Genomic DNA, 26,225 nt, shown 5'->3' on the forward strand with positions numbered 1-26,225 from the left:
TGTATGGTGTCTGAAATATACCCGACTGCTCGTTTCTTTTTGCTTATAAAAATAAGAGAAACTTCCAAGTCTATATACTCTTTTTTGTAAGTCTAGTTTTATTATAACATATTTAGTGATACAATAATAGAATTATCTGATTTTGTAATAAGTGTAAAAAATAAAAAACGCAAGGAATTGTAGTTCCTTGCGCCTTTTTATATACGTTTGAAACGGCCGACAATTTCAACTGTTTCAGTAATGTTCATAAATGCTTTATTATCCACTTGGCGGATAATACGTTTCATTTCGCCCAACTCGTAGCGAGTTACGACAGTGTAAATCATTTTTTTCTTATGGTTTGTATAGCCGCCGACAGCATCTACCATTGTTACGCCACGTATGCCGTGATGTAATAGTGAGCTTTTTATTTCCTCACCTTTTTCTGTAATTGTCATTATCGTTAATTTAATATGTTTTGTATGCACGGCATCAATTACTTTGCTGACTACAAACCGACTAATTAACGTATAAAGCGTAATATCCCATCCGAAAATAAATCCTGCTGCAACAAGTAAGATTAAGTTGAATCCAAAGATGATTGCTCCAATTGAAACATCGCGATGTTTCGCCACAATCAATCCAACAACATCAAAACCACCTGTTGAAGAAGCAAATCGGAATATGATTCCTGAGGCAGCACCGCAGATGACACCACCGAATACAGAAGACAGTAAAATATCGTCTGAAACTTGGTGTACTGGGATAATGTTCATCGCTAAAGATGATACAGCCACAAAGTATGCCGTTAAAAAGGTTGTCTTCTTTCCTAAGTAAAAGTGACTTAAAATAAGAAGCGGAATGTTTAGTAAAAAGATAAGTGCTCCGATATTGTAGTGCATTAAATAACCGATAATCATCCCTACACCAGCGAATCCACCGCTAATCATATTATGCGGGATAAAAAACATATTCATAGAAATTGCATACAAAATAGAAGCTATAAAAATAACAACTAACTGTATGATAAATTCTAAATGAAATGTTTTAGCTGCTGGGAAGGATAAAAAGGCGGTGTCGGGAACGTAATCGGCGTCTCCTAGTTGACCCATAGTATGTTTCATCTCCATATTCATTTTTGATTACAAGAAGAGAATAAAGCTTTTTTCAAAAACTGGCAATAGTTTTATTATAATGCAAAAATTTTATAAATTTCTAACAAATTAAACCTATTCAAAGATACGTGTGAATATACTAAAGAAAGCGAATACATTGGTTTTCTAGCATAATTTTTTGAGAAAATATGCAAAAAAACTTTTGAGAACAAAAGGAAATAGAGAATGTTTGCTGAATATGCTAAAATGACTTTATTAAGGATGTGAAGCGATGGAATTTTTATTGCAGGATGCAATTCTATATATATCGTTTGTAACGACAGCGCTTTGTGTATTAGAAGTCTTTTTTCTTGCTAACGTTTCTCGCTTTGTGCGTCAGCAAGCATCGAGCGGTAGACAGAGAGCTTTTAAACTAGTAGATACGTGTGAAGAGGGTACAAGAAATGTACCGCTATTTTCTATTTTTTATAAATATGGAATGATTCGTTCTGTCCGCAGACAAGAATCGAGTGGAGAGAGTGACGAGGTAGGTCCGTATACACCAATGTTTCGATAATTAATTACGAAACATTGGAGGAATGAACATGTTAAAATCATACCGAGCTAGGCTCATTAGTTTATCATTATTACTTGTTTTTGTTTTATCTGGCTGCAGCAATGCAGGTACAATTGATTCACATAGTACGGGAATTTGGAACCATTATTTCGTATATCCAATCTCATTTATGATTCAATTTGTTGCTCATCATATACCTGGAGCTAGCTTCGGGATTGCCATCATTATCATGACGCTCGTTATTCGTTCAGCAATGATTCCATTAGCTGTTTCGCAATATCGTAGCCAAGCGAAAATGAAAAAAATGCAACCTGAATTACAGAAGCTGAAACAGAAATACGGTGATGTGGGTAAAGATCTTGAAAAACAAAAGCAGTATCAAAAAGAAATGTCAGAACTAATGAAATCAGGCGGTTGGAATCCGTTAGCTGGGTGCTGGCCAATCTTTATACAAATGCCGATTTTCTCTGCTTTGTATTATGCGATTAGCCGAACTGAAGAGATTCGTACATCTTCATTTTTATGGGTGAACCTAGGACATGCAGATCCATATCATATATTACCGATTATCGCAGCGTTAACAACATTTATTCAAATGAAGGTGTTCCAATCAAATGTAACGCCTGGAGAACAAGTTCAAATGCTGAAAATACAGCAAATTATGATGCCTGCAATGATTCTATTTATGGGATTTGCGGCGCCATCAGGACTGGTGCTGTATTGGATTACAGGTAACTTATTTACAATGACACAAACAATTGTATTAAGAAAAGTAATGGAACGTGAAGAATTACAATTACAAAAAGCTTAGAAAAACGCCGCTCGTGATGAGCGGTGTTTTTTATTTAAATCGTTAAGGAAATTTTAAGAAACCAACATTACTATTGGCATTGTATACGAAAGTGTACATGCTTTAGAAATATGAAGGAGGAAATTTCCTATGAAGAAGAAAACAGTTGGGTATGTAGCAATTGCAGGTGCTTTATCATTTGGAATTATAGGAGGAGCTGGCATACCAGCGTTTGCGGCAACTAATACTCCAGCAGCTGAGCAAGTTACAAAAGGAACTGCGAAGAAGAATTTAGATGAAGCGACAAAACAAAAAGTAAAAACGATTATGGATGATACAAAGAAACAGTTAGAGGGATTAGGTGCGAAATTCCCAGAGAAGGGTAAGCACAAGGAAATGTTTGCAGGACTAGATGATCAGGCGAAAGAAAAAGCGAAGTCGATTTTAGAACAAGAGAAATCTGGAAAATTAACACGTGAGCAAGCAAAAGAGGAATTAACAAAACTAGGTGTGAAATTGCCGGAGAAGGGTAAACACAAGGAAATGTTTGCAGGATTAGATGATCAGGCGAAAGAAAAAGCGAAGTCAATTTTAAAGCAAGAGAAATCCGGTAAATTAACAGGTGAACAAGCGCAAGAGGAATTAACAAAGCTAGGCGTGAAATTGCCGGAGAAAGGTAAGCATAAAGACATGCTTGCAAACTTAGATGAAGCAACAAAAGAAAAAGTGAAGTCAATTTTTGATCAAGAAAAGTCCGGGAAGTTAACGCATAAGCAAGCAAAAGAAGAATTAACAAAACTAGGCGTGAAACTTCCAGAGAAAGAGAAGCATGAAGATATATTCACGAATCTAGATGAAGCGACAAAAGAAAAAGCGAAAGCGATTCTAGAAAATGAAAAGAAACAATTAGCGGAATTGAATGTTGATCTTCCGCATCATAAATTTTTTATGAAAAATGAAGATAAATAATTGAACTATGCCGTATCTTTCGTGTGGGCAACCGAAAGGTACGTGTGCGAGGAGGCTTTCTTTGGAAAAGCCTCCTTTTATTATTTAGATTGCTATCGTTGTCGTTTTTTGCTGGGAAGTCTATATAATTTTATTTATCATCTTACGTTGTTTACGAGAGAGCAAATTAGAGAAAAATGGTAACTTCTGTTATAATATAAGAAGAGAAATGTTTCTTATGTTATATAAAAAATATATTGATTTTTTCTAACAATTCAATATAATGGGAAACAACTACAAAATTCGACATCAAGAAGTGATGATGAGGATATGATCAGTTTTTTACGATTATCAGAGAGGGAGGCCTTTGGCTGTGAGCTTCCTAATACGGGAAAATCGATTACCACCTCTGAACTGCAGCAGTGAACGTATATCTAGTAATTGCATGCCGGCAAAAACCGTTATTTAGACTTGAGAAATTGGTGAAGTGTGTCACTTTACTAATTGAAACAAGGGTGGAACCACGAATACAACACTCGTCCCTTTTTTAGGGAGGAGTGTTTTTTTATTTCATTTTTGCATCACACTAGAATTGGAAGGAGGATACGCAGCATGCATCATGATGAGAAAAACAAAATTGGTTTAACAGTAGCACTTTCTATCGTAGTAGGAACTATTATTGGGTCTGGTGTGTTTATGAAACCAGGGAGCGTATTAGATTACTCAGGGAGTTCTAATATGGCTATTCTTGCTTGGGTAATTGGTGGTCTGTTGACGTTAGCAAGTGGTTTAACAGTAGCCGAAATTGGAGCGCAAATTCCGAAAAATGGTGGGTTGTATACGTATTTAGAGGAGATTTACGGAAGTTTTTGGGGGTATTTATCTGGCTGGATGCAAACAATTGTTTATGGACCAGCTATTATTGGAACGTTAGGTTTGTATTTTAGTTCTTTAATGATCAATTTTTTCTATTTAGATAAAGTCTGGAATTTACCAATCGCAATTGGAACAGTTGTGTTCCTAGGCGTTATAAATAGTTTGGGAACAAAATATGGGGGCATCGTCCAAACGGTTACGACAGTTGGGAAGATGATTCCAATTATATTAATTGTTGTGCTAGGGTTTTGGAAAGGGAATAGTGATATCTTCAACGTAGTTGTACCGATATCAGAAAATCAAAGTATCGGGATGGCAATTTTAGCAACTTTATTTGCCTATGATGGCTGGATTTTGCTTGCTTCTATTGGCGGAGAAATGAAGAATCCAACAAAGTTATTACCGAAGGCAATGACAGTTGGGATTTTAATTGTAACAGCTGCTTACGTGTTAATTAACTTAGCGTTATTAAATGTATTACCAGCAGCGAAAATTGTAGACCTTGGAGAAAATGCAACAGCGACAGCTGCGGGTATGTTACTTGGAGAATATGGCGGGAAAATTATTAGTATCGGTATTATCATTTCTATTTTCGGTTGTTTAAATGGAAAAATTTTAACGTTCCCACGTATTCCGATGTCGATGGCAGAGCGTGGACACCTTCCGTTTTCTAAGTTTATTGCAAAAGAAAATTCGAGATTTAAAACACCAGCAAATGCGATTACTGTTGAAATCATTTTAGGAATTATTTTAATGCTTATTAGTGATCCGAATAAGCTATCTGAAATTTCCGTATTCATTATTTATATTTTCTACGTAATGACGTTTATTGGTGTCTTCATTTTACGAAGACGTAACAAGGATAAAGAGCGTGCATATAGTGTACCGTTATTCCCGATTGTACCAATCGTTGCGATTTTAGGGTCATTGTTTGTACTTGGAAGTGCGATTATTAACGATCCGGTAAGTTGTTTCTTATCAATTGGAATGGTATTTACTGGACTTCCGGTGTATTGGTACTTAAATAAGAAGAAAGAAACTGGAGTTTGATGATTGAAGGGCAGGCGTATAATACGCCTGCTTTTTTCGCTGTAAAAAAATTGTACTTGCGTCCACTTTCTCTTTTGGTTACTATAATAGTAGTAACCAAAAGGGAAAGTGTGGGGGAAGACTTGAATTTTCGTGTATATATTTTAGCTATTGCGGCTTTCGTAGTCGGAACGGTTGAGCTAATTATAGGAGGAACGCTTGATTTAGTTGCCAATGATTTAGGTGTGTCGATTAGTGCAGCTGGTCAGCTTATTACAATATTTTCAGTAGTATTCGCTCTATCAGGGCCAGTTTTATTAGCATTAACAGGCAAGTTTGAAAGAAAGAAATTGTATGTTGTGGCATTATCAATTTTCTTAATTGGAAATATCATTTCGGCATTTAGTGTGAATTACGGGATGTTAATGTTCTCGAGAGTAATTTGTGCAGCGAGTGGATCGCTTATTATTGCACTATCGGTTACACTTGCTTCTAGTGTAGTAGAGCCACATTTTCGTGCGCGTGCAATTGGAATCATTTTTATGGGTATTAGTGGATCACTCGTACTTGGAGTACCGCTCGGTCTTGTGCTCGGAAATGCATATGGATGGCGTGCACCATTTGTATTAATTTCAATATTAACGGTTATAGCGATTGCTTGTATTTCATTATTCTTAACGAAAGTACCAGCGACATCGGTATTATCAATAAGAGAACAAATTGCTACGTTAAAGGATAAAAAAATTGTAAGCGCACAGTTAACATCATTTTTATTTTTAACAGGTCATTTAACGCTATACGCATATTTAACACCATTTTTAAAAGATGTGATGCATGTTGAAGCAAATTGGATTAGTGTGTTTTACTTCATTTTCGGAATTGCAGCGGTACTTGGAGGTGGCCTTGGTGGCTGGCTTGCTGATAAATGGGGATCGAAGAAAAGTATTATTTCCATCATTATCGTATTTGCATGTGCAATCTTTATGTTGCCGATGATGACATTCTCATTCCCGCTTTTCATTATTATGATGGGGCTTTGGAGTATGCTGAGCTGGGCAATTTCGCCAGCACAGCAAAACTATTTAATTGAAATTGCGCCAGAATCAGCTGGTATTCAGCAAGGTTTAAATAACTCTGCACTTCATTTAGGAATTGCACTTGGCTCAACAGTGGGCGGAGTTGTTATTGAGAAATCATCTGTTATATATAACGCTTGGGTAGGCGGCGTTTTCATTATATTGGCACTGCTTTGTGCGGTTTTCTCTATTACGAGAGGACGCTCGAATCAGCTTGCGAAAGAAGAATCTATCATTTGATAGGTTCTTTTTTGTGTGAAAAATTGCAGGGGTTAGTAGAGAAATGGAGAAGGGAGTATATAGCGAGGTGATAGTATATGGAGTCTAATTTTTCAATTATTGGTTTTCTAATTTCTTTAGTCCCATTATTTCTTATTATTTTTGTATTTAGATGGATTCGTTTCATCTATCAAAATTCTGAGAAACAAGTAGAGCAAAATGAGAAGATTATTGAGCTTTTGATGGAGATAAAGGAGCAAAAAAAATCGTAAAATGAACGCTCTGTATTTACAAATCAAAACCATCCGAAAAACCAACTACATAAAATTAAATTAGCGAAAGCGTAAAAAAAGAGCTGTACCAAATGAGTATGTAAAACTCCGTTTGGTACAGCTTTTTTTGTATAAAAAATTATATTATCTATTCAAATGGTAGAATCGATTTTGGGATTTGTTAATACCTCAACTTCATCAACAATTCCTTAATTTCCTCATCCTGCATAAAGAGATCATGGTGCTTCTCTGTAATCTTCGCAAGTGCAACGTCATGATAGAAGAACTCCGTAAAGAACTTCACGAAAGGTTGTGACATTGTTTTCATCGCTTGCCATGATTCTTGCTCTACACCAGCAAATAAAATTTCACTATCGTCAACGATGAGTAGTAAATAACGCTCTAATGCGTTAGGTTCTTGAGCTGGGATTAAAAAATGCATGTTTTCTAAGTCAGTTTCCACTTTTCCAACTATGAGGGACTCGACTTGGACGCCTTGTTTTGCTTTTTGTTCTAGTAAAGGAAGATATTCTAAAAGGGTATCGTTCCATGCGGAGATGCGTATGGATTCTTTCGCATCTTCTACAAGTTGCCTACTTTGTACTTTAATAGAAGACTGCATTTTTAAACTCCAAACGCGGTCATCTGTAAATGATTTTTTAGAAATATTATTTTCAAGTTCTTTAATATTAGATTGGAATTCTGTCGTTAACTTTTCAATTGCTAGCTTGAGTGGTAATGCTGTATACAATTTTTTCTTTTCAGAAACAGAATCCATTACCATCCCTTTGTCAATGAGTCGTGCTAACACTTCGTATATTTTTGCTTTTGGAACACCTGAATGTTTAACGATAGTTGTTGCATCTAATGGGTCATTGCTTGATACGACAACTTCATAAGCTTGGCTTTCATATTGTGAGAAACCGAATTTTTGTAGCATAGTTCCCTCCGAACGAATGAGATTATATGTTAAGGATAATGAACTATTTGTTTTTACACAAGTGTTGAGATAACAAGTAAGTTGATTGAAATGAGAATAAATTTCAAGTTTTTAAACTATATAGATTGAGCTTTCTGATTTATCCATTATACTTAATATAGCGATTAGTATGATTGAATTTTACCGAGAAGGGGATGCTTGAGGGAATATGTTGAGAAGTTTACGTTTAAAAATTGCAGTAGTATTTTCGGTACTTATTTCTATGATGTTCGTAATATTAGGTACAGCTATGTATCAATTACAGAAAGAAAAGGAAGTGCGTTCCTTAGACCAGTATTCTCAAAATACGATGGACCTTGTGACAGAGCAACTTACGACATTTGTTCAAAGAACTGATGAAGATATGGGGTATTACGCGAACAGTGAGATGATTCGTAATATGATTCAAGATGGGGTTACTCCAGAAGAGGAAGCGTTTTTAACGAAAGAGTTTGCAGAGTATAAAAAGAATCATCCCGGTATTTTAGATTTATATATTGGTACGAAAGATAAAAAAACATTAAGTGCCAATCTTGCTGAAGGTGGGCAAGTGCCAGAAGGATATGATCCAACGACAAGAACGTGGTATAAAGATTCAGAGGCTGATGTGAAAAGGGTTCATTGGGGACAACCTTCTTATGAAATTGCGACAGGAAAGTTAAGTGTAGGGGTTTCTAAAGCAATTACAGCTCAAGATGGATCTGTATTAGGCGTTGTTGCGATGGATGTATCGCTCGGAACAATTCAGAAATTGCTTCACAATATTCAATACAATAATGACGGAGAAATGTTTATTATAAATGATAAAAATATGGCTCTTGTTTATCCAGAAAAAGTAGGGAAAGATGTTTCTAAAGAGCCACTTATGAAGAGTTTAAATAAAGAGGTAACAAAATATGCTGTCACTACATTAAAAGGTGAAGATGTAGTTGTTTATAGTCAGTCATTTGATGCGATGAAATGGAAGATAGGAATCTTTTATCCGAAACAAACGATTGATGGATTGTTAAGTAGTACGAGAAATACAGTTATTATAATGGCGTGTATTAGTTTATTAGTTGGAATAGTAGCATCATATTTATTCTCAAGAAGATTAGCAAGACCATTACAACTATTAACAAATCACGTTCAAAAAGTAGCGGAAGGTGATTTAACACTACAAATGAAGGTGACAAGTAAAGATGAGGTTGGTATGCTTACGACTCACTTTAATGATATGGTTGAGCAAATGAATGAAATGGTAAGTAAAATTAAAAATAGTGTATCGACAGTACAGAAATCGACTCACAATCTGCATTATTTAACGAATGAAACTGTAGCAGCTAGTAGAGAAGTTTCAGGTGCAATGGATGATGTGAGCGGAGGCGCGTCTACTCTTGCTAATAGTGTAGATGAAGTTTCAGAACAGCTCGAGAATATGGCGCAGTCAGTGGAACAAATGAATAACTCCGTTGGTGAAATAAAAGGAGTGGCTGGCAAAGCTGAAGAGGCATCTAAGCAAGGATTAAATACGATGCGAAATTTAGTTCGTACAAGAGAACAATCATCTTCTATCGTTGTTCATACGGAAGAAGCGTCCGGTAAGTTAGAGCAAAGGGTTGGATCGATTCAAAATGTGGTAGAACTTATAAAAGGTCTTTCGGATCAAACGAATTTACTGGCTTTAAACGCTTCAATTGAAGCAGCACGTGCAGGTGAGCAAGGTAAGGGCTTTGCTGTTGTTGCGGAAGAGGTTCGGAAATTAGCTGAACAATCAAAAGAGGCAACGGGTGAGATTACAATAATGATTAGCGATGTGCAGTTAGAAGTAAAGCGAGTTGTAGAAGTTGTAAGTAAATTGAAAGACATTGCGGATATACAAAATAGAGTTACGACAGAGGCGGAGACAGAATTCCGCACAATTATGTCAGTTGTAAATACTATTAGTGCCTCAGTTGAAAAAATTGTAGAAGAGGTAAATAACATAGGTCACGAGCAAGAAGAAATTACAGAAGTTATGCAAACAATTGGTAGCACGAGTCAAGAGAGTGCGGCTGTTTCTGAAGAGGTAAATGCAGCAACTGAGTCACAAGTGAATCATTTAGAAAAAGTAGCTCATACGATGGAAAGTTTGACAGAGAATATGCAGGACTTAGAAAGATTGGTTGAGCAGTTTAAAGTAGAAGAGTAACGTATTAGTAAAATGATGAGAATTTCGGTAAAATAGACAATGGATATATAAGAAGCAGTAATAGGAGGAAGATTATTATGGCAATTGTTGATGTATCGATTATTCCAGTAGGAACAGGTAATCCAAGTGTTAGTGAATATGTAGCAGAAGTACAAAAGGTACTAGAGAAAAATGCTGATCGCGTGAAGTATCAATTAACACCGATGAATACAGTAATTGAAGGAGATCTTCCTGTCATTTTAGAAGTCATTCAACAAATGCATGAAGTTCCATACACGAAAGGTGCACAGCGCGTTGCGACAACAATTCGTATCGATGATCGCCGTGATAAAGTAAGTACGATGGAGAAGAAATTAAACTCTGTTCGATCAAAATTATAAGAAAAAGCAGCGATCTTCGCTGCTTTTTTCATATAGGAGGAAAATAAGATGAGTGAAAAGTTTAATGAGCAGTTTGATGGCTTGCTAGAGAAATACACGGAACTATTACTTGGAGAGAGCAACGAAGAGCGAAAAGAGCAGGTACAGAAATGGGCACTTTATTCTTATATGGCTAAGACGATGCCAGCTTTAGTGAAACATTGGAATGAGACGTATCCAGATGCAAAAGAAGAGATGGTACAGTTAATTACGAATATTAAAAAGCTGAATGATGAGAAGCGAAATGAGAAGTAAGAAGGCTTGAGATAATGTTACCTCAAGTTTTTGTTATTAATATCCTTATATAATTTACAGGAAATATAAATGGTTTTGTGAGCATGTCGAATATTTTCGGCATGCTCATTTTTTCCCTAGTAAACCCGTTTTTTCTGAATGTCGAAAAATAGTTTCTTCATATTTACAAACGAGAATATAGAGTTTTAAATGTTTTGATAGTATTTTATAAATTATCTAAATAATTATTTGTATCAAATAATTTTAAACAGTGATATAATTTCGAAGAGGGGTAAAAAACAGATAAATTATAGTCGTAGGGGTGAATTACATGGAACAATTAATGCGAAATTCGTTTCTTTTCTTATCTAAAAATAAAGCGCTAACAAAACTGGCTAAAAAGTACGGTTTACGCTTTGGTGCAGGTCGCTTCGTCGCAGGGGAAACGATTGAATTAGCGACAGCTGCAATTAAAGCATTAAATAAGCAAGGTCTTTGTGTAACGATCGATTATTTAGGTGAATTCGTTGATAACGAAGCGGAAGCAAATGAAATGGCTAGCGAATCGATTGAAGCGATTCGTGCAATTGGAAGAGAAGGTCTTAATTCGCAGCTTTCTTTAAAGATGACTTCTATGGGATTAGATATCTCTGATGAAATCGTAATGAACAATATGCGCCGTATTTTAGAAGCTGGAAAAGAAAACGGTGTGTTTATTACAATTGATATGGAAGACTATACGCGCTGCGGAAAAACAATTGATATCTTTAAACAATTAAAATCTGAATACGATAATATTGGTACAGTTATTCAAGCTTACTTATATCGTACAGAAAAAGATATGGAAGAATTAAATGCTTATAGTCCTAATTTACGTCTTGTAAAAGGAGCTTATAAAGAACCTGAAGAGGTAGCGTTCCCGGATAAGAAAGATGTAGATGACAATTATAAAAAAATTATTAAAATGCACTTATTAAATGGAAATTACACTGCAATTGCTTCACATGACGAAGCGATTATTGAATATACGAAAAAACTTGCGGAAGAACACAACATTCCAAGGGATCAATTTGAATTCCAAATGTTATTTGGTATTCGTACAGAGCGTCAACTTGAGCTAGTAAAAGAAGGTTACAAAATGCGCGTTTACGTGCCTTATGGAAACGACTGGTATGGCTATTTCATGCGCCGTCTAGCAGAACGTCCAGCAAACGTTGCGTTCGTATTAAAAGGTATGATCAAAAAATAACCAAGGAGAAAATACTCCTTGGTTATTTTAATTGCTGAAATGCGTAGTGCGCCATTTTCTTCGTATCAGGATATAGCTGCGTACGAGTAGAAGATAACACGACGTTAATGACGCGTTTACCGTCTTTTTCATCAACTGTTACGACTGTGTATTTTCCGAGTGCTGATAAACCGCTTTTACTTCCAATCGCATATGGATCGTCATATAGTTCTTCTCGTCCATAGTTTGCGATTTTTGGAGATCGCTCTGAAGTATGTAGTGTTGTATGTATTGAATTCATATATTCTAAAACGATCGGATACTTCAAGGCTTTTTTCGTAATAATAGCAATGTCATATGGTGATACTTTATTTCCAAGTGCATCAGCACCGCTTGCGTTTTTGAAAGTCGCATGTTTTGTCCCAAGTTCCTTCGCCCTAGTGTTCATCATTTTCACAAACTCATTTTTTGATCCTGCGATATGTTCTGCGATTGACTCAGCGATTGGGTCTGCACTAATAATAAGCATAAGTTTTAATGCCTCATCACGTTTTAATTTTTCACCCGCGCGAAGCTTAATCTTCTTACTTTGACTTTCCGTTTTAATCGCATTCTCTGTAACCGTAATTTCTTCATCTTCTTTCACATTTTCTAGTAAGAGTAAGGTAGTCATCATTTTCCCTATACTAGCCGGATAAGAGCGTTCATCTTCCCGTTTTCCATACAAAATTTCACCTGTGTCTGCATCGATTGTAATCCCGTATTGCCCAGTAATGTTAGGCTGATCTGCTCTTACAACTTGTTGCCTTTGTGCATAAGAGAAGAAAATCATCCCTGTAAATAGTGTGGCAATCATTACAATCATAATTATTGTTCGTTTCATCGTCGTTCCCTCTTTTGTTTTCCATATGTACAAATAAATTGGGCAGAAAAAGCAGCCATTAATCATTATGCCACGTTCTCTGCCCAAAAATATACCGTTATTTTTCGCCCATATTATGCTTCTTATATTGTTGGTTATTACTTTGACGCCCTTTTTCAACACCGTGATTATGCGGACCTGCATTTCCAGTTACACTTGCTGCGCTAATTCCAGCTTTTGAAGGGTTCTTCTTAAGTTTTGCCATATATATTCCTCCAGTTTCGTCAGATTATAAAAAGGAAAAGTGCATTTTGATGAAGAAAATACACATGTATAGCATAGCCAAATGAAAGAAATATATTTATTTCAGAAAATTTTATCAATAAATATATTGCGAAAATTCAAACTGTATCATATATTTATTAGTAGAGGCTCACTCATTGATTGCGACTTATGTCGAAAAATTGAATGAGCATTCATTCAAGAATAGGGGGAGAAATGGATGTTCCAAATTAAAAAGGCTGCTGTTCTAGGTTCAGGCGTAATGGGTTCAGGGATTGCGGCACACTTAGCTAATATTGGTATTCCGACATTATTGCTTGATATTGTACCACCTGCGCTTACGAAAGAAGAAGAGGCGAAGGGACTTACATTAGAACATAAAAGTGTGAGAAATCGTTTTAGTAATACGGCTGTGCAAAAACTATTAAAGCAAAAACCAGCTCCTCTGACAGTGAAAGGAAATTTAGCACTGATTGAAGCAGGTAACTTAGAAGATGATCTTGAGCGTCTAGGTGATGTAGATTGGATTATTGAAGTAGTAGTTGAAAACTTAGATATAAAGAAGAAACTATTTGAAAAAGTAGATGCTGTTCGTAAACCAGGCTCAATTGTGAGCTCAAATACATCAGGCATTTCCGTTGAAAAAATGGCAGAGGGTCGTTCAGATGACTTCCAGAAACACTTCTTAGGAACACACTTTTTTAACCCACCACGATATTTAAAACTTCTAGAGGTAATACCGACGAAAGAAACTGATCCACAAGTATTAAGCTTCATGAAACTATTTGGCGAAGACGTTCTTGGAAAAGGCGTTGTTATCGCAAAAGACACACCAAACTTTATTGGAAACCGCATCGGTACGTATGGCTTGCTTGTAACGCTTCAAGAAATGATTAAGCGTGGCTATAGCATTGGAGAAGTTGACTCTGTAACAGGTCCATTAATTGGTCGTCCGAAGAGCGCAACGTTCCGTACATTAGATGTTGTTGGTTTAGATACATTTGTACACGTTGCAAATAACGTATATGAAAATGTACAAGAAGAAGAGCGTGATGTATTTAAAGTACCTGCTTTCATGCATGACATGCTTGATAAAAAATGGCTTGGAAGCAAAACAGGTCAAGGCTTCTTCTTAAAACAAGGAAAAGAAATTTTAGAACTAAATCCTGAAACGATGGAATACGAAGCTCGCAAGAAATTAAAAGCTGCATCTATCGAGTTAAGTAAACAAGAAAAAGGTTTATCGAATAAATTGAAAGCGCTTGTATACGCGAAAGACCGCGCAGGAGAGTTGTTATGGAACATCATCACACCAACTCTTTTATACTCTGCAAAACTTCATAAAGAAATTGCTGACGATATCGTTGCAATTGACCAAGCGATGAAGTGGGGCTTCGGCTGGGAGCAAGGGCCATTTGAAGTTTGGGATGCAATCGGCGTTGAAAAGTCCGTTCAAAAGATGGAAGAAAACGGCGTAGTTGTTCCGACTTGGGTGAAAGAAATGGTAGAGAAAGGTTTCACTACTTTCTACAAACACGATAACGGAGATAGCTACTATTACGATAATGGCGAATATAAGCTAATCGAACGTAATAAAAAGGCAATTTCTCTTAAACAATTAAAAGCGAAAAATGGCGTATTAAAGAAAAATAGCGGAGCGAGCTTAATCGATTTAGGCGATGGTATCCTTTGCTTAGAATTCCATTCGAAGAGCAATGCAATCGGTATGGATATTACGCAAATGATTAACTACGCTGTTGATGAAGTAGAGAAAAATTATAAAGGTCTTGTTATCGGAAACCAATCGAAGAACTTCTGCGTTGGTGCGAACCTTGCAATGATCTTAATGGAAGCACAAGACGACAACTACTTTGAAATTGAGTGGGTTGTGAAAAACTTCCAAGATGCAATGACGAAAATTAAGTACTCTTCTAAGCCAGTTGTAGCGGCGCCATATGGTATGACGCTTGGCGGCGGTACAGAAGTTTGTTTACCAGCAGCGAGCATTCAAGCTTCTAGTGAGACTTATATGGGCTTAGTAGAAGTAGGTGTTGGCTTAATCCCTGGCGGAGGCGGTAACAAAGAGTTATACATTAAACACTTAAACAAAATGGCAAACGGTGTAGAATTCGACTTACAAAAAGTTGCGAATAAAGTATTCGAATCTGTAGCGATGGCGAAAGTTTCTACATCAGCACAAGAAGCTGTATCGAACAACTTCTTAGGCGATAAAGACGGTATTAGTGTGAATGGTGATCACTTACTATATGATGCGAAACAAAAAGCACTTTCTTTATATGAAGCAGGTTATAAAGCACCTATCCGCAAAAAGATACCAGTTGTTGGTGAGACAGGATATGCAGCGCTTGTACTTGGTGCAGAGGCAATGCATTTATCAGGTTACATTTCTGAACATGATCTGCACATTGCGAAGAAACTGGCATATGTCATTGCGGGCGGAAAAGTGCCGTACGGAACAGAAGTTGATGAGCAGTATTTATTAGATGTAGAACGTGAAGCATTTATTAGCTTAGTAAGTGAGATGAAATCACAAGCAAGAATGCAGCACATGCTTGTAAAAGGAAAACCATTACGTAACTAATAACGAGGGGAGATATCGTTCATGAGAGAAGCTGTCATTGTTGCGGGAGCAAGAACACCAATTGGAAAAGCAAAGAGGGGTTCATTAAAAACAGTTCGTCCTGACGATCTAGGGGCGTTAGTAGTAAAAGAAACGTTAAAGCGTGCGAATTATGAAGGACCAATTGATGATTTAATTTTCGGTTGTGCGATGCCAGAAGCAGAGCAAGGTTTAAATATGGCTCGTAATATCGGTGGATTAGCAGGACTTTCTTACGATGTTCCAGCTATTACAATTAACCGTTACTGTTCTTCAGGTTTACAAAGTATCGCTTACGGAGCAGAGCGCATTATGCTTGGTCACTCTGAAGCTGTATTATCAGGAGGAGCGGAATCAATGAGTTTAGTTCCAATGATGGGACACGTTGTTCGTCCGAATAGTCGCCTTGTAGAAGCAGCACCAGAATATTATATGGGTATGGGGCATACAGCAGAGCAAGTTGCTGTGAAATATGGAATTTCTCGTGAAGAACAAGATGCATTTGCAGTAAGAAGTCATCAACGTGCTGCGAAAGCATTAGCTGCAGGGAACTTTGCGGATGAAACAGTATCTGTAGATGTGACGTTACGCTCGGTTGGATCAAACAACAAACTGCAAGAAGAAACAATCATTTTCGCACAAGACGAAGGTGTAAGAGCAGAGACGACGCTAGACATTTTAGGTAAATTACGTCCAGCATTTAACGTTCGCGGTTCTGTAACGGCTGGTAACTCTTCACAAATGAGTGACGGTGCAGCATCTGTACTATTAATGGATCGTGAAAAAGCAGTGAGCGATGGCATGAAGCCACTTGCAAAATTCCGTTCATTCGCAGTAGCTGGAGTACCACCAGAAGTAATGGGAATCGGCCCAATTGCTGCAATTCCGAAAGCGTTAAAATTAGCTGGTTTAGAGCTATCTGATATCGGTCTATTTGAACTAAATGAAGCATTCGCTTCTCAATCTATCCAAGTTATTCGTGAACTTGGTCTAGATGAAGAAAAAGTAAACGTAAACGGCGGTGCAATCGCACTTGGACATCCACTTGGCTGTACAGGAGCAAAACTAACACTATCTCTTATTCACGAAATGAAACGTCGCAACCAACAATTCGGTATCGTAACAATGTGTATCGGCGGCGGAATGGGAGCAGCGGGAGTGTTTGAATTACTATAAAAAAGTGGAAGCGGCTCGCTCAGAATGTGAGGGCGCTAAAGAAAAGAATGGAAGCAACAAAGGTTTATAAAAAATAAAATTGAGAGCCAGCTTCTTTCAAAATGAGAGAAGCGGCTTATGAAAATATGAAGGAGGAAATTTTCATGGAAAAAACAGTAGGAAATGCGGTTAAGGGCGGTAGCTTTTTAGTAGAGGAAATTACAATTGATCAAGTGTTTACGCCAGAAGATTTTTCATCTGAGCATAAAATGATTGCAAAAACGACAGAGGACTTTATCGTAAATGAAGTTCTTCCAGAGCTTGAATATTTAGAGCAACACGAATTTGATCGTTCTGTGCGTCTTTTAAAAGAAGCTGGTGAACTTGGTTTACTAGGCGCTGACGTACCAGAAGAGTACGGCGGAATTGGTCTTGATAAAGTAAGCTCAGCGTTAATCGCAGAGAAATTCTCGCGCGCTGGTGGTTTTGCAATCACTCACGGTGCTCACGTTGGTATCGGATCTTTACCAATCGTATTATTCGGTAACGAAGAGCAAAAGAAAAAATATTTACCACTACTTGCAACTGGTGAAAAATTAGCGGCATACGCATTAACTGAGCCAGGTTCAGGATCTGACGCATTAGGTGCAAAAACAACTGCACGTTTAAATGCAGAAGGTACGCATTACGTATTAAATGGTGAAAAACAATGGATTACAAACTCTGCATTTGCTGACGTATTTATCGTATACGCAAAAATAGATGGAGAGCACTTCTCAGCATTTATCGTAGAGAAAGACTACGCTGGTGTATCTACAAGCCCTGAAGAGAAGAAAATGGGTATTAAATGTTCTTCAACTCGTACGTTAATTTTAGAAGATGCGTTAGTACCGAAAGAAAACCTACTTGGTGAAATCGGTAAAGGCCATATTATTGCGTTCAACATTTTAAATATCGGTCGTTATAAATTAGGTGTTGGTACAGTTGGATCTGCGAAACGTGCAGTAGAAATTTCAGCACAATATGCAAATCAACGTCAACAATTCAAACAACCAATCGCTCGCTTCCCATTAATTCAAGAGAAACTTGCGAATATGGCAGCGAAAACATATGCAGCTGAAAGCTCTGTATATCGTACAGTAGGTTTATTCGAAAGCCGCATGAGCACATTATCTGAAGAAGAAGTAAAAGACGGTAAAGCAGTAGCAGCTTCTATCGCTGAATATGCAATCGAGTGCTCTTTAAATAAAGTATTCGGTTCTGAAGTGTTAGATTATACAGTAGATGAAGGTGTTCAAATTCACGGTGGTTACGGATTTATGGCAGAGTACGAGATTGAAAGAATGTACCGCGATTCTCGTATTAACCGTATTTTCGAAGGCACGAACGAAATTAACCGCCTAATCGTACCAGGTACGTTCTTACGTAAAGCGATGAAAGGTGAATTACCATTACTACAAAAAGCACAAAAATTACAAGAAGAGTTAATGATGATGATGCCAGAAGAAGTAGGCGATGAGCCATTAGCACTTCAAAAATATTTAGTAAAGAACGCGAAGAAAATCGGCTTAATGGTAGCTGGATTAGCTGCTCAAAAATACGGTAAAGCATTAGATAAGGAGCAAGAAATTCTTGTGAATATCGCTGACATCGTAAGCAATCTTTACGCAATGGAATCAGCTCTTCTTCGTACAGAAAAAGCAATTAAAACAACTGGTCTTGAAAAGAATAAACAAAAAGTGTTATACACTGAAGTATTCTGCCAAGAAGCATTCAACGAAATCGAAGCAGATGCGAAAGAAACACTTATCGCAGTTGAAAATGGCGACATGCTGCGCATGATGTTATCATCATTACGTAAATTAACTCGCCACACACCACTTAACGTAATTCCGAAGAAGCGTGAAATTGCTGCGAAAATTTTAGAAGATGAGCGTTACACAGTTTAATAGCTGTAAAGAAAAGTAGTCGTATAAACGGCTACTTTTCTTTTTTTTTTGTAAAAATGAAATTTTTAGTGACACAAAACTAATGCCATTAGTATAATGAAACTAATGATATTAGTTTTCGTGAAAAGGGAGATGGAAATATGAGAATGATGCATGAAAAAACGGTATATCAATTGTCATTTTTGCCAAGAGTGTTTCCTGTGAATTGTTACTTTGTGGAGGAAGAAGATGGTTTAACTTTAATTGATGCGGCTTTGCCATATAGCGCAAAAGGTATTTTACAGGCGGCTGAGAAAATAGGGAAGCCAATTACTAAGATTGTATTAACACATGCGCATGATGATCACATCGGTGCATTAGACGCGTTAAAGGAAGTACTTCCTAATGTTCCAGTCTATATTTCTAAGCGGGACGCAAAGCTGTTAGAAGGAGATACGACGTTACAAAAGGATGAACCGAATATACCGATAAAAGGCGGTGTACCTAAAAAAGTAAAAACGGTACCTGATGTTTTATTGGAAGATGGCGACCGAGTTGGATCCCTTCTTGCGATTATGACACCGGGACATACGCCAGGCTCCATGTCATTTCTTGATGTACGAAATAAAGCTCTTATTGTCGGGGATGCCTTCCAAACAAGAGGGGGTATGGCTGTTTCGGGGCAAATGAAATTTTGGTTTCCGTTTCCTGCAATGGCAACGTGGAGCAAAGAAATATCATTACAAAGTGCAGAGAAGCTAAGCGAATATGAGCCTTCCTTACTTGCGGCAGGACATGGGAAAATGATAAAGGATCCAGGCACTGTCATAAAACTTGCTATTAAGGAAGCTAAGCGGAATATAGAAAGTAGGAAAGAAGGTTAATTTATGTCACCGAGAATCGGACTTACATTACAGAAAATTGTAGAAACAGCGGCAGAGATTGCAGATACAAATGGAATACAAGAAGTAACGTTAGCTTCATTAGCGCAAACATTAGGGGTACGTTCACCCTCGCTATATAATCATGTGAAAGGTTTACAAGATGTACGGAAAAATCTTGGTATGTACGGAATAAAACAGCTGCATAACAGACTGGAAGAAGCTGCTGAGGGTAAATGTATGGACGAAGCAATTCATGCTTTAGGAGAAGCGTATGTCGCATTCGTACGCAAACATCCTGGATTATATGAAGCAACTTTTTTACGAGAGGAAGAAGTAAGAAAAGCAGGTGACGGAATTGTAAAGCTTTGTCTTCATGTTTTACAACAATACGGCTTAGAAGGAGAGAATGTACTTCATGCGACACGTGGATTCAGAAGTATTTGTCATGGATTTGCGTCGATTGAACAGCAAGGTGGATTTGGTTTGCCGCTAGATTTAGATACAAGTTTACATGTATTATTGGAAACGTTTATTAAAGGATTACATGTAATGAGAGATTGAATAGGAAGCAAAAAAATGTGAATTTGTTACTGATCATGCTTTTTGTATAGTAGGCTGCGGTTTGCTGGAGACAAGATTACAAAAGGATGTGAAGTGAACTGTTTGCAGGACATTTTGGCTTAGCGGCAGTAGTGAAAACAAAGTCACCTAAACTACCACTTTGGGCTCTCATGTTAAGCACACAATTATTGGATGTCATTTTTTTACCGCTTTATGTTTTAGGAGTAGAGACAATTGAACCTATTAATAGTAATGGTTATGGTGAAGCGATCATTCACGCGGATTATTCACACTCTTTAATAGGAGCACTGTTTATTGCTTTTGTTGCAGGAATGGTGGGTATGATGTTTTGGGGCAAGCGGAGTGGCTTTGTTGTTGGGGCTGTAGTTTTTAGTCATTGGATTCTTGATTTACTTGTGCACCGTGCTGATTTGCCGCTACTTCCAGGGAATTTCGGAGACTTACCTATGCTAGGTTTTGGGTTGTGGCGATTTCCGGCTATTAGTATCATATTGGAATGTATTCTTATTGCGGTGGGTGGCATATTATACTTCAGATTTACCGTTTCCAGTGCGGGCGAACAAAAGAAATTTATAGCAAGAGTAACCGGCGGATTGGTAGTTATATTATTAATTCTTTCGTTACTTATAAGTATGGCGTTTTGAGTATGAATAGTCAGAAACCTTAGAAGCGATTCTAAGGTTTTTTAGTGCATATGATTCCAAAAGAACGGTAGGCTTTTTCTCATTAAATGATATTATCTTGCAGGTTTGAAAAATGTGTATATGGCTAAGGAAAAGCAAACGAAAATAAATGCGATAGGGTCTTGATAGGGATTAGGTTCAGAGCCCTTCTGGATTTCTGTAAGGAAGTCATGTGTTTTCATGTTCATTTCTCCTTTAATTAATAAGTTTTATATGATGCGAGGGTTATGGTGGATAGATAAGAAATTTTTGGAATTCCATCTAATAATTATTCTATAGTAATATAGTTCCAAAAACTATATAATACAAAGCTTTCATAATATGTAAAATTGCATATTCTTCTTTTTGAAAATCTTGTTATATTATCTATATATTTGTATTAATAGTTTTTTGTTAAGGGAATGAAAACAAATGGAGGAATAGTATGAGAAAAACAGTGTTAGACGCGTATAATGCAGAAAGAGAAGTAGATAACATAACATATAAAAATCTAGTTGTAACGATTGCAAGCATTCTAGGGTTCTCACTCTTAGGGGGATTATTCCTTGCTTTAGCCCTTGGAATTTTTGGAGAAGAGGTATTACGTGCTAATTTAGAGGGATATTATTTACTTCTATTTGATGCAGCTGTTGTTACTATTGTTTTATTTGCTTATAAACCAGTGCTTCATTTTATTAAGAACATTTGGGATGTATCTGTTTTAAAAAATGGGAAAACCTACTTGTATTTATTAATAGGTTTTATCATCATTGCATTAACTCAGTATGTAATGTTAGAGTTGTTTAACTTTGAAAGTGCAGAGCAGCAACGAGATCAATTAGGGAGCTTAGGGCTTCAAAATAGTCTACAAAGTATTATATATGTGTTAAGTGTTGCTATAATTACACCAATTAAAGAAGAAATTTTATATAGAGGTATTTTGTATCGATTTTTTGAAAAGAAATATAGTTTTCTAGTTGGTACCATTATTTCTTCCTTCATCTTTGGGATTCTTCATGGTGGTTTTCCGATTACGGCAATGATTATGGGGATTGTATTTGCTATGTTATATAAGAAAACACAATCTATTGTACCTAGCATCATTTTACATATTGTATGGAACCTACTTGTGAGTATAAGTATGATTGTTTCTTTATAAAATTGAATGAATATTTAGTAGAAAAGATGAATGGCCTAGCTATTCATCTTTTATTTTGTTTATATGTGGGAAAAGTTAATGAATACAATCCAAAAAGAACCAAATACTAATGATGAATGAACAAAGAAAGGCGGGTATGTTATATGCAAAATTTAACAGAGCTTGAAGTTGAAAACTTACGTCATTTAATTGGTGGACATGCGACGATTATTAACAAATTGGACCAGTATGCACAGGCTTGTACAGATCCAGAGTTGAAACAAATGCTACAAAAGGATGCGCAAGATGCACGAAATACGAAACAGCAATTAATGACTTTTTTAGGATAGGGGGAAAAGAGAAATGAATGAAAAAGATATGGTAAATGATTATTTAGCAGGGTTAAATTCAAGTTTAACAAGTTATGCAAATTATATTTCTCAGTCTGATAATGAACAGTTACATCAAACGTTAATTCAAATTCGTAATCAAGATGAATCCCGTCAACGTAATATGTATGAATATGCAAAGCAAAAAAGTTATTATAAGCCGGCAGCACCTGCTAATCCAATGATTGTGCAGCAATTGAAAAGTCAATTAAGTGCGGAATAGTGTGATGAAAAAAACGAGCGAATGGATTCGCTCGTTTTTTTGTTTGGTATATGTCAATAAATACATAATAAATATTTTTTCAGTTGTAACAAATATGACGAAAATTAAATATAACAATTCACAAAAAGGACAAAAACTTTGCTCAATATTTCACAAAGTATCCATGGTTTCTATCGTGAGAACCTCTATAATTAGGGGTGTAAAGAAAGAAATAGACTACATGATCAATTAGGAGAGATTGCTATGAATAGAAACACAAGAAAAATTGCAATTATCGGTACTGGATTAGTTGGATCAAGCTGTGCGTATTCCATTGTAAACCAAGGGATTTGCGAAGAGCTATTGTTAATTGATATAAATCATGAACGTGCAGTTGGAGAAGCGATGGACTTATCACATTGCATTAACTTTACAAATACAAGAACAAAAGTATATGCAGGAAGTTATGAAGACTGCAAAGATATGGACATTGTCATTATTACAGCAGGACCAGCGCCGAAGCCTGGACAAAGTCGTTTAGACACTTTAGGAGCAAGCGCTAAGATTATGGAGGGTGTTGTTGGCGGCGTAATGGAAAGTGGATTTGATGGCATTTTCTTACTCGCATCGAACCCAGTTGACATTATTACATATCAAGTGTGGAAGTTATCTGGATTACCTAGAAATCGTGTGATTGGTACAGGTACATCACTAGATTCTTCTCGCTTAAGAACAATTTTATCTGAAATGTTACATGTAGACCCTCGTAGTATTCATGGGTATTCATTAGGAGAACATGGTGATTCTCAAATGGTTGCCTGGTCTCACGTAACTGTTGGTGGAAAGCCGATTTTACAAATTTTAGAAGAGAAAAAAGACCAATTTGGTGAAATAGATTTAGATGAAATTGTTGAGAAGACTGCAAAAGCTGGATGGGAAATTTATAAGCGCAAAGGAACTACTTATTACGGAATCGGAAATTCTTTAGCTTATATTGCTCGCTCAATTTTCAATGATGATCACCGTGTTATCGCTGTTTCAGCTATTTTAGATGGTGAATATGGCGAATACGATATTTGTACAGGAGTACCAGCAATTATTACTAGAGATGGTATAAGAGAAGTGGTAGAACTAAACTTATCAGAAGATGAAGAAAGTCGCTTTGCAAAATCAAACGATGTTTTACGCGATTATATGAAAACAATTGGTTACTAAATTATAGGAGAAGGTGAAACAAATGAAGGAATATATAATGTCTCGTGTGTTTAAAGCTTCTGCCGGAATCGCACAGGGTATTTTCGTATCCCTTGGAATTGGTTTACTGATCGAAAATATAGGAAGAATTATTGATATACCATTACTTATTACAATCGGAGTTGTTGCAAAATCACTTATGGCACCAGCAATTGGAGCCGGGATTGCCTTTATGCTCGGTGCAAACGGACTCGTAATTTTCTCAGCGATGGTAGCTGGAGCAATTGGAGCTGGTTCAATTTCAATTACTGAAGCTGGTCTCATCATTAAAACAGGTGAACCAATCGGTGCATTATTAACAGCGACTTTAGCAGTTTATATTGGTAAACGATTAAGTGGAAAAACTGCTTTAGATATGATGCTCGTTCCATTTGCAGCAATATTAGGTTCTGGTTTAGTCGGTATTTGGTTAGCTCAAAATATTAGCCCAGTTTTAAATACAGTTGGAGCATTCATTAAAGATAGTTCAGCTGGTAGCCCGTTTATCGCTTCTATCGTGATTGCTGTAGTTTGGGGATTGTTACTTATCTCTCCAGCTTCATCAGCTGCGTTAGCGATAGCGCTTAGCTTAGACGGTGTTGCAGGTGGTGCAGCACTTGCAGGATGTGTTGCTCAATTTATCGGATTCTCTGTTATTTCAGCGAAAGAAAATAACTTAGGCGGCATATTAGCTCAGGCACTCTGTACTCCAAAAGTGCAGTTACCGAACATTACTAAAAATCCAATGATTCTCGTCCCAACTGTCGTCGCCAGTGCAATAGTTGGCCCAGTATCGGCACTAATTTTCCAACTGGAAGCAGGAAAAGAAATTGCAGGTCTTGGATTAAGCTCTCTTATCGCACCAATTAATTTAATTTCCAGCCAAGGGTGGGAAGTTGTCCCAGCGATGGTAATCACTTATATCATCATTCCAGTAGCTGTTTCTTATATACTGTACATTGCTCTTAAAAAAGCAGGTCGTATTCATTCTGGTGACATGACTGTACCACAATCTTAATTTGAAAATCTCCTTTTATATAGAGAAAAGCAGACTGGAAGCCACAGTCTGCTTTTTACATTTTTTGATTTTGTTTTACTGGAACACGTACGGTTTCTTTTGCTAATAACAACTGAACGCCGAAGTAAAGTACGCTTGCAAGCGTCATTCCAGAAATGGCGTCTACAAATGCATGCTGCTTCGTAAATAATGTTGATAAAATAATAAGCGTACCGAAGAAAGTAAGGATGTAATATTCCAAAGTATGCTGTTCCTTACGCTTAAAGGCAGCTAACATAATTACAAATGTCGTAAGGACATGAATGCTTGGGAAACAGTTTACTGGTTGATCAATACTATAAATATAGCGGACTAGTTCGGAAAATACGTCTGTTCCAACGACGGTTGGGCGTGGTACAGTTGTCTGCCAAAAAAAATAAATCGAAAAACAAGCAAGCTTTCCAAGAATTACACTACTTAAAGTGACATAATATTGCTTTCGATCAGCAAAACAGTAATAAATAAGTGCACCGTATAAGTATGGAAACCAAAGTAAGTAAGGAATAATAAATGCTTTCACAAATGGAATCCAATCATCTACTACAGTTGTGACATCTACTGCGTGAACAGTAGATTTATTTAATACATCGTAAAGGGGACTTACGAGTACGAGTAGAAATATATAACTTAACGGAAGAAGAGATGAAAGTTTAAATTTCTTCATGATAATCTCCTATGTTTTAGTAATGTAAATAAATTCAATTGATTATAATATAGAAAATCCAATTGGGCTATCGATTTTACTTACATTTTCTTGAATTCACCTTACATTTTTGTCACTTGACTAAAAAGAGGGGGAGGGTGCTATATGAAGCGTTCACTTTATTTCTTAGTTTTTATATTGTTATGCCTAGTGAGTACGGGGTGTGCAAAGGATAAAGAAGGAGAGAAATTAGAATACAACGGGAGAGCACTCGTAATTGGAGTTGTTGGTGAAAAGCCGAAAGATACGTTTAGAAATATAAAGTTTGAAAATGTGAAGTTAGAGGAATTGGAAAAGAAATCTAAGGAAGTGGATGGTTTTCTAATAATGAAAGATCACTTTCAAGAAGCCTCAACAGAGCAGTATAAAGATGTATTTTCATCGCTAAAGAAACCAGTATTTTTTATTGGTTTACAAGATAAATCATATTCAACTTTTATTACAAAAGGGATAGAGTATAACAGTGCACGAAAAGATGTAAATGCTATGTATACGCAAGGTTTTGCAAATATCGGAAGTGGTGAAGGACAACAATGGGCAGTTGGTTTATCGAATGGTGGAAATACAGAAGAAAGTATTCATAATATGTATATCGTAGTATTTCAAACAATTGCAGATTATTTGAATAGATGATGAAG

At 36.7% G+C, this 26,225-nt stretch carries 27 protein-coding genes and 1 other annotated feature; of the genes, 22 read left to right on the forward strand and 5 right to left on the reverse strand.

Annotation, left to right across the window (positions count from 1 at the left end):
• Positions 1-197: 197 nt before the first annotated feature.
• A complete protein-coding gene (locus MKX66_RS22135; RefSeq protein WP_000530031.1) occupies positions 198-1,091 on the reverse strand; it encodes a YitT family protein in 894 nt (297 codons plus the stop codon).
• 274 nt (positions 1,092-1,365) lie between these two features.
• On the opposite strand from MKX66_RS22135, the gene MKX66_RS22140 reads away from it, so the two are divergent.
• The 6 genes from MKX66_RS22140 (at position 1,366) to MKX66_RS22165 (ending at position 6,860) form a co-directional block, all read left to right on the forward strand.
• Positions 1,366-1,650: a hypothetical protein gene (locus MKX66_RS22140; protein WP_002015967.1), complete on the forward strand. Its 285-nt coding sequence runs from the start codon at positions 1,366-1,368 to the stop codon at positions 1,648-1,650.
• Positions 1,651-1,678: 28 nt separating this feature from the next.
• Positions 1,679-2,461, forward strand: a complete 783-nt coding sequence (gene yidC, locus MKX66_RS22145; protein WP_002015966.1) for a membrane protein insertase YidC — start codon at positions 1,679-1,681, stop codon at positions 2,459-2,461.
• Positions 2,462-2,590: 129 nt separating this feature from the next.
• A complete protein-coding gene (locus tag MKX66_RS22150) occupies positions 2,591-3,409 on the forward strand; it encodes a hypothetical protein (protein WP_215590355.1) in 819 nt (272 codons plus the stop codon).
• A gap of 289 nt (positions 3,410-3,698) precedes the next feature.
• Positions 3,699-3,935, forward strand: a binding site (T-box leader).
• Positions 3,936-4,000: 65 nt separating this feature from the next.
• Positions 4,001-5,314 (forward strand): APC family permease, encoded by a 1,314-nt coding sequence (locus MKX66_RS22155; protein WP_002143658.1) that lies wholly within the window; start codon positions 4,001-4,003, stop codon positions 5,312-5,314.
• The gene (locus MKX66_RS22160) at positions 5,314-6,609 is read left to right on the forward strand and encodes an MFS transporter (protein ID WP_341087143.1); all 1,296 of its coding nucleotides are present in this window, start codon (positions 5,314-5,316) and stop codon (positions 6,607-6,609) included. The genes MKX66_RS22155 and MKX66_RS22160 overlap by 1 nt, the downstream gene beginning before the upstream one ends.
• 77 nt (positions 6,610-6,686) lie before the next feature.
• The gene (locus MKX66_RS22165; RefSeq protein WP_002034605.1) at positions 6,687-6,860 is read left to right on the forward strand and encodes a hypothetical protein; all 174 of its coding nucleotides are present in this window, start codon (positions 6,687-6,689) and stop codon (positions 6,858-6,860) included.
• Positions 6,861-7,041: 181 nt separating this feature from the next.
• Here the strand turns inward: MKX66_RS22165 and MKX66_RS22170 are convergent, their stop codons facing one another.
• Positions 7,042-7,800 carry a TrmB family transcriptional regulator gene (locus tag MKX66_RS22170; RefSeq protein WP_002143655.1) on the reverse strand — a complete coding sequence of 253 codons (759 nt, stop codon included), beginning with the start codon at positions 7,798-7,800 and terminating at the stop codon, positions 7,042-7,044.
• A 208-nt stretch (positions 7,801-8,008) separates the two neighbouring features.
• On the opposite strand from MKX66_RS22170, the gene MKX66_RS22175 reads away from it, so the two are divergent.
• The 4 genes from MKX66_RS22175 to MKX66_RS22190 all read left to right on the forward strand — a co-directional run bounded on the left by MKX66_RS22175 (position 8,009) and on the right by MKX66_RS22190 (position 11,911).
• Entirely contained in the window at positions 8,009-10,009 is a 2,001-nt protein-coding gene (locus tag MKX66_RS22175; protein WP_341087145.1) for a methyl-accepting chemotaxis protein, read from the forward strand.
• Between the two features lie 77 nt (positions 10,010-10,086).
• Positions 10,087-10,389 carry an MTH1187 family thiamine-binding protein gene (locus MKX66_RS22180; RefSeq protein WP_001018862.1) on the forward strand — a complete coding sequence of 101 codons (303 nt, stop codon included), beginning with the start codon at positions 10,087-10,089 and terminating at the stop codon, positions 10,387-10,389.
• Positions 10,390-10,437: 48 nt separating this feature from the next.
• Complete coding sequence (locus MKX66_RS22185; RefSeq protein WP_001290599.1) at positions 10,438-10,683, forward strand: YusU family protein; 246 nt, start codon at positions 10,438-10,440, stop codon at positions 10,681-10,683.
• Between the two features lie 310 nt (positions 10,684-10,993).
• Positions 10,994-11,911: a proline dehydrogenase family protein gene (locus MKX66_RS22190; RefSeq protein WP_002034609.1), complete on the forward strand. Its 918-nt coding sequence runs from the start codon at positions 10,994-10,996 to the stop codon at positions 11,909-11,911.
• A 22-nt stretch (positions 11,912-11,933) separates the two neighbouring features.
• Here MKX66_RS22190 and MKX66_RS22195 read toward each other — a convergent pair whose 3' ends face one another.
• Positions 11,934-12,773, reverse strand: a complete 840-nt coding sequence (locus MKX66_RS22195) for a D-alanyl-D-alanine carboxypeptidase family protein (protein WP_341087147.1) — start codon at positions 12,771-12,773, stop codon at positions 11,934-11,936.
• A 97-nt stretch (positions 12,774-12,870) separates the two neighbouring features.
• A complete protein-coding gene (locus tag MKX66_RS22200; protein WP_002034611.1) occupies positions 12,871-13,017 on the reverse strand; it encodes a YuzL family protein in 147 nt (48 codons plus the stop codon).
• 237 nt (positions 13,018-13,254) lie between these two features.
• Between MKX66_RS22200 and MKX66_RS22205 the strand changes: the two genes are divergently transcribed.
• The 11 genes from MKX66_RS22205 (at position 13,255) to MKX66_RS22255 (ending at position 24,845) form a co-directional block, all read left to right on the forward strand.
• Positions 13,255-15,636 carry a 3-hydroxyacyl-CoA dehydrogenase/enoyl-CoA hydratase family protein gene (locus tag MKX66_RS22205; RefSeq protein WP_063218092.1) on the forward strand — a complete coding sequence of 794 codons (2,382 nt, stop codon included), beginning with the start codon at positions 13,255-13,257 and terminating at the stop codon, positions 15,634-15,636.
• Positions 15,637-15,657: 21 nt separating this feature from the next.
• Positions 15,658-16,830, forward strand: a complete 1,173-nt coding sequence (locus MKX66_RS22210) for an acetyl-CoA C-acetyltransferase (protein ID WP_001206332.1) — start codon at positions 15,658-15,660, stop codon at positions 16,828-16,830.
• 143 nt (positions 16,831-16,973) lie between these two features.
• The gene (locus MKX66_RS22215; protein ID WP_002089410.1) at positions 16,974-18,758 is read left to right on the forward strand and encodes an acyl-CoA dehydrogenase family protein; all 1,785 of its coding nucleotides are present in this window, start codon (positions 16,974-16,976) and stop codon (positions 18,756-18,758) included.
• A gap of 140 nt (positions 18,759-18,898) precedes the next feature.
• Positions 18,899-19,621: an MBL fold metallo-hydrolase gene (locus MKX66_RS22220; RefSeq protein ID WP_215590348.1), complete on the forward strand. Its 723-nt coding sequence runs from the start codon at positions 18,899-18,901 to the stop codon at positions 19,619-19,621.
• A 3-nt stretch (positions 19,622-19,624) separates the two neighbouring features.
• Positions 19,625-20,182 (forward strand): TetR/AcrR family transcriptional regulator, encoded by a 558-nt coding sequence (locus MKX66_RS22225; RefSeq protein ID WP_341087148.1) that lies wholly within the window; start codon positions 19,625-19,627, stop codon positions 20,180-20,182.
• A 98-nt stretch (positions 20,183-20,280) separates the two neighbouring features.
• On the forward strand, positions 20,281-20,847 hold the full coding sequence (locus MKX66_RS22230; protein WP_002129765.1) for a hypothetical protein: 567 nt from the start codon (positions 20,281-20,283) through the stop codon (positions 20,845-20,847).
• Positions 20,848-21,310: 463 nt separating this feature from the next.
• On the forward strand, positions 21,311-22,024 hold the full coding sequence (locus tag MKX66_RS22235) for a CPBP family intramembrane glutamic endopeptidase (RefSeq protein ID WP_002143644.1): 714 nt from the start codon (positions 21,311-21,313) through the stop codon (positions 22,022-22,024).
• Positions 22,025-22,167: 143 nt separating this feature from the next.
• Positions 22,168-22,353: a hypothetical protein gene (locus MKX66_RS22240; protein ID WP_002112687.1), complete on the forward strand. Its 186-nt coding sequence runs from the start codon at positions 22,168-22,170 to the stop codon at positions 22,351-22,353.
• A 13-nt stretch (positions 22,354-22,366) separates the two neighbouring features.
• Entirely contained in the window at positions 22,367-22,615 is a 249-nt protein-coding gene (locus tag MKX66_RS22245; protein WP_002034620.1) for a spore coat protein, read from the forward strand.
• 243 nt (positions 22,616-22,858) lie between these two features.
• Positions 22,859-23,809, forward strand: coding sequence for an L-lactate dehydrogenase (locus tag MKX66_RS22250; RefSeq protein WP_033713146.1), 951 nt, complete (start codon positions 22,859-22,861; stop codon positions 23,807-23,809).
• A gap of 22 nt (positions 23,810-23,831) precedes the next feature.
• Complete coding sequence (locus tag MKX66_RS22255) at positions 23,832-24,845, forward strand: PTS transporter subunit IIC (protein WP_341087149.1); 1,014 nt, start codon at positions 23,832-23,834, stop codon at positions 24,843-24,845.
• A 55-nt stretch (positions 24,846-24,900) separates the two neighbouring features.
• Here the strand turns inward: MKX66_RS22255 and MKX66_RS22260 are convergent, their stop codons facing one another.
• The gene (locus tag MKX66_RS22260) at positions 24,901-25,548 is read right to left on the reverse strand and encodes a phosphatase PAP2 family protein (protein ID WP_341087150.1); all 648 of its coding nucleotides are present in this window, start codon (positions 25,546-25,548) and stop codon (positions 24,901-24,903) included.
• 144 nt (positions 25,549-25,692) lie between these two features.
• Here MKX66_RS22260 and MKX66_RS22265 point away from each other — a divergent pair, with 144 nt between their 5' ends.
• The gene (locus tag MKX66_RS22265) at positions 25,693-26,220 is read left to right on the forward strand and encodes a hypothetical protein (RefSeq protein ID WP_002143639.1); all 528 of its coding nucleotides are present in this window, start codon (positions 25,693-25,695) and stop codon (positions 26,218-26,220) included.
• The last annotated feature ends 5 nt before the right edge of the window (positions 26,221-26,225 follow it).

Source organism: Bacillus sp. FSL R9-9530 (genome assembly GCF_038008145.1).
GTDB classification, from domain to species: domain Bacteria; phylum Bacillota; class Bacilli; order Bacillales; family Bacillaceae_G; genus Bacillus_A; species Bacillus_A mycoides.